Consider the following 6,598-nt stretch of genomic DNA (forward strand, 5'->3'; position numbering starts at 1 on the left):
CGATTTGCTAGAGTGCGCCGCTGTCTTATCCAGAAAACACCCTTGCGATGCTGCCCCGCGCCGAACAGAAACAACAGACCCGCAACGCCCTGATGGACGCTGCCCGCCACTTGATGGAATGCGGCCGAGGATTCGGCAGCCTGAGCCTGCGCGAAGTCGCCAGAACCGCCGGGATTGTGCCCACCGGTTTCTACCGGCATTTCACCGATATGGATGAACTGGGCCTAGTACTGGTGAGTGAAGTCGGTCAGACCTTCCGCGAAACCATTCGCCTGGTGCGCCACAACGAGTTCGTCATGGGCGGCATCATTGACGCCTCGGTGCGGATCTTTCTCGACGTGGTCACGGCCAATCGCTCGCAGTTCCTGTTTCTCGCTCGCGAGCAGTACGGCGGCTCGCTGCCAGTGCGCCAGGCCATTGGCCGCTTGCGCGAAGACATCAGCTCGGACCTGGCGGCCGACTTGTCCTTGATGCCGAAACTGCAACACCTGGACATCGCCGGCCTGAGCGTCATGGCCGATCTGATTGTTAAAAGCGTGTTCGCGACCTTGCCGGATATCATTGATCCGCCGGCGCAGGCGCTGCCCGAGCATCTGACGCCGCAGGCGAAAATCACTCAGCAGTTGCGCTTTATCTTTATCGGCCTCAAACACTGGCAAGGCTTGGGCAGCACCGAGTGACTTCTTAAAAGATCGCAGCCTTCGGCAGCTCCTACATGGATCGCATTTCCCTGTAGGAGCTGCCGAAGGCTGCGATCTTTTTTTGTGCGCCGCAATTTGGTGCGAGCAGCTCTGCACCGCACCAAATTCATCCAAATCGCCGCAGCATCCTGGAGAATTTGCTGAGCTCCGACAGGCATTTCCTACGTATCACCCGATTGGCAAGCCCCTTGCTCTAGCCTAAGCATTGTCCATTGCTGGAAGCCTTCCGATGCTGGTGATTCATCGCAGAATCGACCCTCAACCCGTCTGGGCCGCCGAGTTGCACCTGACCTTCGAAGCCCGGAGCAAAAGCCGTTTGCGCTGTTTCAGTGCCGAGGGTGAAGACGTCGGGCTGTTTTTGGAGCGCGGTCAGCCACCGCTGCATGACGGCGAGTGTCTGCAAGCCGAAGACGGGCGCATCGTGCGCGTCTGCGCCCGGGCCGAGCAACTGCTGCACGTCACCTGCGCCAATGCTTTCGAACTGACTCGCGCGGCCTATCACCTCGGCAACCGCCACGTCGCCCTGCAAGTTGGCGATGGCTGGTTGCGCCTGCTCGACGACTACGTGCTCAAGGCCATGCTCGAACAGCTTGATGCCAAGGTCGAAAACATCGAAGCGCCGTTCCAGCCGGAACACGGCGCCTATGGCGGCGGCCACCACCATTCGCGCCACGGCGACGAAGACTTTAACTACCCGCCGAAACTGCACCAATTCGGCGTGCGGCTATGAACCCAGCCTGGGCGCTGCTGCGCCTGGCCAGTCCGCAGTTGCCGATTGGCGGTTACAGCTATTCCCAAGGCCTGGAAATGGCTGTGGATAACGGCCGCGTCAACGACTCCAATAGCGCCCGTTGCTGGATCAGTGATCAGTTGCTGCTGAACCTGGCGCGCTTCGAAGCGCCGTTGCTGCTCGCCCATTGTGTGGCCGCCTTTGATGAAAACTGGGGTGAATTACTGCAACGCTGCGAAGAACATCGCGCCAGCCGGGAAACCCGCGAGCTGCATCAGGAAAGTCGGCAGATGGGTTATTCGTTGCAGCAACTGCTCAACGGTTTGCCTGAGCTTGATGCACCGGCCCGCGCCTTTCTTGAACAACGTCCCGAGCCGCACCTGGCCCTCGGCTGGGCACTGGCCGCTCGCGCCTGGAATATCAGCCCGCAAGACGCACTGGCGGCGTGGCTCTGGAGTTGGCTGGAAAACCAATTAGCGGTGCTGATGAAAACCCTGCCACTGGGCCAGCAAGCCGCGCAACGCCTGACCAGCGAACTGCTGCCGCTGCTGCAACAAGCCCAACAGAACGCCACCCGAATCAACCCCGAACACTATGGCAGCGCCGCTTTCGGCCTGTCCCTGGCGTGCATGGCACATGAGCGCCAGTACAGCCGTCTGTTCCGTTCCTAGGGCCTTTAAATTTGGAGAATCACATGAACACACAACCCCTGCGCGTCGGCATCGGCGGCCCGGTCGGTTCCGGCAAAACCGCTCTGACTTTGGCCCTGTGCCTGGCGCTGCGCGACCGCTACAACCTGGCGGTGGTCACCAACGACATCTACACCCGCGAAGACGCCGACTTTCTGGTGCGCAACGAAGCACTGGCACCGGAGCGAATCATCGGCGTGGAAACCGGCGGCTGTCCGCACACGGCGATTCGCGAGGACGCCTCGATCAACCTTGAAGCCGTGGATCAACTGAACCGCCGTTTTCCGGGGCTGGACCTGATCCTCGTGGAGTCCGGTGGCGACAACCTGTCCGCCACCTTCAGCCCTGAACTGTCCGACCTGACCATCTACGTGATCGACGTCTCGGCCGGCGACAAGCTGCCGCGCAAGGGTGGGCCGGGGATCTGCAAATCCGACTTGCTGGTGATCAACAAAATCGACCTCGCGCCATTGGTGGGTGCGTCGCTGGAGTTGATGGACAGCGACACCAAGCGCATGCGCAACGGCAAACCGTTCGTTTTCAGCAACCAGAAAACCGGCCTCGGCCTGGAAGAAATCATCGCCTTTATCGAACGCCAGGGCCTGCTGACAGCGGCGTGAACACGATCAACTTATCAACAAGGAAGCTTATCCATGACACTTAAACGCATTCTGGGCGCCATGGCCCTGCTGCTGACCCCGGCCATCGCCTTCGCCCACCCGGGGCATGGCGACAACGGTTTGATCGCCGGCATCAGCCACCCGATCGGAGGCCTCGATCACTTATTGGCGATGGTTGCGGTCGGTTTGTGGGCAGCGCAGCAGAAAGGCGCTGCACGCTGGGCGCTGCCGTGCACATTCGTCGGCATCATGCTGATCGGCGGGTTATTGGGGTTTAAAGGGCTGAACCTGCCAGCGCTGGAGAGCGGGATTGCGGCGTCGGTGCTGGCGCTGGGTCTGGCGGTGGCGTTGGCCGTGCGTCCGCCGTTGAGCCTGGCGGTTGCGGCAACCGCGTTGTTTGCGCTGTTCCATGGGGTGGCGCATGGCTTGGAATTGCCGGACATGTCTAGCCCTTGGGCGTATGCCACCGGTTTTGTCGCGGCGACAGCTGCGTTGCATGGGTTGGGTTACGCCGTCGTGCGGGTGTTGCCTCAAGCGGCGGCGCCATTGGTTCGACTGGCGGGTGCAGCGTCGGCGGCGACAGGTGTGTGGTTGCTGGCAGGCTGACTTTCTATCGCCTGCGAGGGCCTCATCGCGAGCAAGCTCGGCTCCCACATTGGAATGCGTACTCCTGTGGGAGCCGAGCTTGCTCGCGATAGCGGTCTGACAGACACCGCATCTCTCAGGCCTGATAACATGTCGCGCAATCAACCCTGCCGTGACGACGCCAGCCAATGCCGCCTGTTTCCCGCTCCGCCTCCCAGCCTGAATTGACCGCTCTGTTTGCCTCGGTGCATCAGCACTTCCAGGACGTGATCGTGCCGCTCTGGCAAGGCCCCGGCTGGAATGCCGACATGGCGCTGCCCTATGAGGCGCTGGACGCCGAGCATCAACCGCTGCCGCCCCAACGCTACCGGGCCATGGCCTGCGCGCGGCAGCTCTACCTGTTTTCCAGCCTGATCGGCCAGGTACCGGCCGCCGAAGAGCGCGCCGCAGCGCTGTTCCGTTCCTTGCAGCAGCATTTCCACGATGCCGAGCATGGCGGCTGGTTCTATAGCGTCGACCCGCAGGGCGCGCCCCTGGATCAGCGCAAAGACCTCTACACCCACGCCTTCATCCTGTTCGCCTGCGCCCATTACTGGGACAAAGTCCGCGAGCCGCTGGTGGAATCGGTGCTCAACGCCGCACTGGAAGTGGTCGCGCAGCGCTTTGCCACGGGCGACGGCCTGTACGAAGCCAGCCTCGACCGTGACTGGTCCTCGCTCGAGTCCGGACCGCTGCAAAATCCCCTGATGCACTTGGCCGAAGCCTTCCTCGCCACGCTGTCGGTGCGCAAAGACGTCGCCGTGCAAGACGCGCTCGTCGAGTTATGCACAGCGATGCAGAAGCGTTTTATTGACCCGCAACACGGTGTGTTGATGGAAAAACCGCTGGGCGCTGTGGATAACTGGTTTGAACCGGGGCACCAGTTCGAGTGGTATTTCCTGCTGGAATCGTCTTCGTTGCTGCGCGGTTCGGCACTGCATGCTTCTCTGGAACGTGCTTTTGCGTTCACCGAACAACTGGGCGTCGATCAACACACCGGCGCCGTGCGGGCCATGCTCGACCTGGAACCGAACGGCCCGCCTCGGGACGCTACGCAGCGAATCTGGGCGCAGGCTGAATACCTGCGTGCCCTGACCTTGCGGCCAGACAGCGAGGCAGCGGTGCTGCACCAATTGCAGGCGTTGCAGCTGCGCTTTCTGCATGCGGGGGGCTGGTATGAGTGCCGTGACGAGAACGGTGACGTGACCCGTCGGGACATGCCGTCGACCACGCCTTATCACTTGGCAACCTGCTATCGCGGAATAGCCGACTATCTTCGTTGATTGGGCGATCGCCTTCGCGAGCAAGCCCGCTCCCACACTGGACCTGTGTTCGCAGGACTAATGTGGGAGCGGGCTTGCTCGCGAATGGCCGTTACGCGGTCTTAAGCCTTGGCATTACGCTCAATCGCAAACCCGCTCCACGTCTGGCTCACCGGCATCAACTCCAGGCTGTTGATGTTGATGTGCGCCGGAGCATTGAGCACCCAGAAAATGGTGTCGGCGATGTCTTGCGGCTGGATCGGCTCGGCACCGGCGTAGGTCGCGTTGTAACGCTCCTGGTCACCGGCGAAACGCACCAGTGAGAACTCGCTTTCGCACAGGCCCGGCTCGATATTGCTGACCCGCACGCCTGTACCTTGCAGGTCGCAGCGCAGGTTCAGGGAAAACTGTTTAACGAACGCCTTGCTCGCGCCATACACGTGGCTACCCGGGTACGGGTAGTTGCCGGCGATGGAACCAAGGTTGACGATGCCGGCACCACGACCGTGAGCGATCAGGCGGGGCAACAACAGACGAGTGCTGTACATCAGGCCTTTGATGTTGGTGTCGACCATGGTGTCCCAATCATCAAGGTCGCACTTGGGCGCCGGGTCAACACCCAGGGCCAGCCCGGCGTTGTTGATCAGCCCGCGCAGTTTGGCGAAGGACGGCGGCAGGTTGGCGATTGCCTCCTCCATGGCCTTGCGATCACGCACGTCGAGCACCAGGCCATGGACCTCGGTCTGCTTCGACAACTCGGCGCACAGCGCATTGAGGCGCTCTTCACGACGGCCGGTCAGCACCAGTTTCCAGCCGGCTTCGGCAAAACGACGGGCGCAGGCTTCACCAAAACCGGAGGTCGCGCCGGTAATAAACAGGGTGTTGGACATCGTGTTCTCCTTGCTTCGGCTGATCGACAGCCACTGGAATAGAAAATCAGCAGCCAGCATGCCCGGCCTTGCCCACAGCGGCAACTACCGCAGAAGCTGTACAAAAAACGATCAAACGTTGCCACGCCTTACCTGCCGTGGCTTACAGCCATGTGCGCGCACCTTATCCACAGGCCGGTCCACAGTTTCCGGGGGCAAGTGGAAAAGCTGTAAGCCGCTGTGCACAAGGCTTTGCGGGCAAATTGGAAATTTTTTTGCTTGACCCTGGAACGCGGGGTGTGTAGCCCATGGCATTTTGCACGATTGACCGACCATACCGACGATGGCGCCAAGCCAGCAACTACGGCCTTCAGCCGAGTCTTTCCAGAGTTTAACCACAGACTTATCCACAGGCAGCTCCACTCCATTCCGCCCTGCTTTCGTCACCAATAAAAAGGTTGACAAAGCCCGCTCTCGGTCCCGCAAAAACGCCTGATCAAAAAACAACCACAACTCTGAAAGCCACGGTTTCAAAGGCTTTCAGCCAGCTACTCCCACGTTATTCACAGCCAGCTCCACAGCAAACGGGGACAAGTCAAAACCGTGACAAAACAACTATTTGCAGCGGCTTTATGTCGCGCTTTGAGAGCTTGGCAAATTTGTTTTCCACAATTTGCCGAAAGCACACCACCGTCCTTGTGGGAGCGGGCTTGCTCGCGAATGCGGTGGCACATTCAGCATCAAAGTGACTGGAACGCCGCCTTCGCGAGCAAGCCCGCTCCCACAGGGATTAGTGGTGTTTTGGAGATCGAGTAGGAGGCGGCTTTACAGCCGCCGTCCTCTCACACCACCGTACGTACGGATCCGTATACGGCGGTTCAAGCTATGCGGCTAAGCCGGTTTATCGTATCCAGTACCGAAACTAACCCAAGCTGACCCCATAGTTTCTTCGGCAGCGCCTGATTCATATGAGATGCGCCTGAGCTCCACCATGGGCCTCGGCCATTGAAGGCTGATTTGCAGGCGCGAGCTTCGCTAAGCCCCAGGCGCATCAAGTTACGTGCCCTCGTTGAGGGCCGCTTCCATTGTCGCCAGACGACGCA

The 6,598-nt window shown here is 60.5% G+C and carries 7 protein-coding genes and 1 pseudogene; 6 read left to right on the forward strand and 2 right to left on the reverse strand.

The genetic code is table 11. The features are described 5' to 3' along the window. Nucleotides 1-47: 47 nt before the first annotated feature. The 6 genes from CUN63_RS09420 (at nt 48) to CUN63_RS09445 (ending at nt 4,647) form a co-directional block, all read left to right on the forward strand. Nucleotides 48-680, forward strand: coding sequence for a TetR family transcriptional regulator (locus CUN63_RS09420; protein ID WP_129438920.1), 633 nt, complete (start codon nt 48-50; stop codon nt 678-680). A gap of 250 nt (nt 681-930) precedes the next feature. Then, nucleotides 931-1,431, forward strand: coding sequence for an urease accessory protein UreE (ureE, locus tag CUN63_RS09425; protein ID WP_111449234.1), 501 nt, complete (start codon nt 931-933; stop codon nt 1,429-1,431). After that, entirely contained in the window at nt 1,428-2,102 is a 675-nt protein-coding gene (locus tag CUN63_RS09430) for an urease accessory protein UreF (protein ID WP_129438922.1), read from the forward strand. Before ureE ends, CUN63_RS09430 begins: the two co-directional genes overlap by 4 nt. Before the next feature lie 23 nt (nt 2,103-2,125). Further along, entirely contained in the window at nt 2,126-2,740 is a 615-nt protein-coding gene (gene ureG / locus CUN63_RS09435; protein ID WP_008157381.1) for an urease accessory protein UreG, read from the forward strand. A 33-nt stretch (nt 2,741-2,773) separates the two neighbouring features. After that, nucleotides 2,774-3,346: a HupE/UreJ family protein gene (locus tag CUN63_RS09440; RefSeq protein ID WP_129438924.1), complete on the forward strand. Its 573-nt coding sequence runs from the start codon at nt 2,774-2,776 to the stop codon at nt 3,344-3,346. A 167-nt stretch (nt 3,347-3,513) separates the two neighbouring features. Continuing rightward, the gene (locus CUN63_RS09445; RefSeq protein WP_129438926.1) at nt 3,514-4,647 is read left to right on the forward strand and encodes an AGE family epimerase/isomerase; all 1,134 of its coding nucleotides are present in this window, start codon (nt 3,514-3,516) and stop codon (nt 4,645-4,647) included. Nucleotides 4,648-4,748: 101 nt separating this feature from the next. Here CUN63_RS09445 and CUN63_RS09450 read toward each other — a convergent pair whose 3' ends face one another. Further along, nucleotides 4,749-5,516 (reverse strand): SDR family oxidoreductase, encoded by a 768-nt coding sequence (locus CUN63_RS09450; protein WP_056746308.1) that lies wholly within the window; start codon nt 5,514-5,516, stop codon nt 4,749-4,751. An 857-nt stretch (nt 5,517-6,373) separates the two neighbouring features. After that, nucleotides 6,374-6,598: pseudogene (locus CUN63_RS32110) on the reverse strand (group II intron reverse transcriptase/maturase); the annotation flags it as partial.

The organism is Pseudomonas sp. ACM7, assembly GCF_004136015.1.
In the GTDB taxonomy this organism is placed as follows: Bacteria; Pseudomonadota; Gammaproteobacteria; order Pseudomonadales; family Pseudomonadaceae; genus Aquipseudomonas; species Aquipseudomonas frigoris.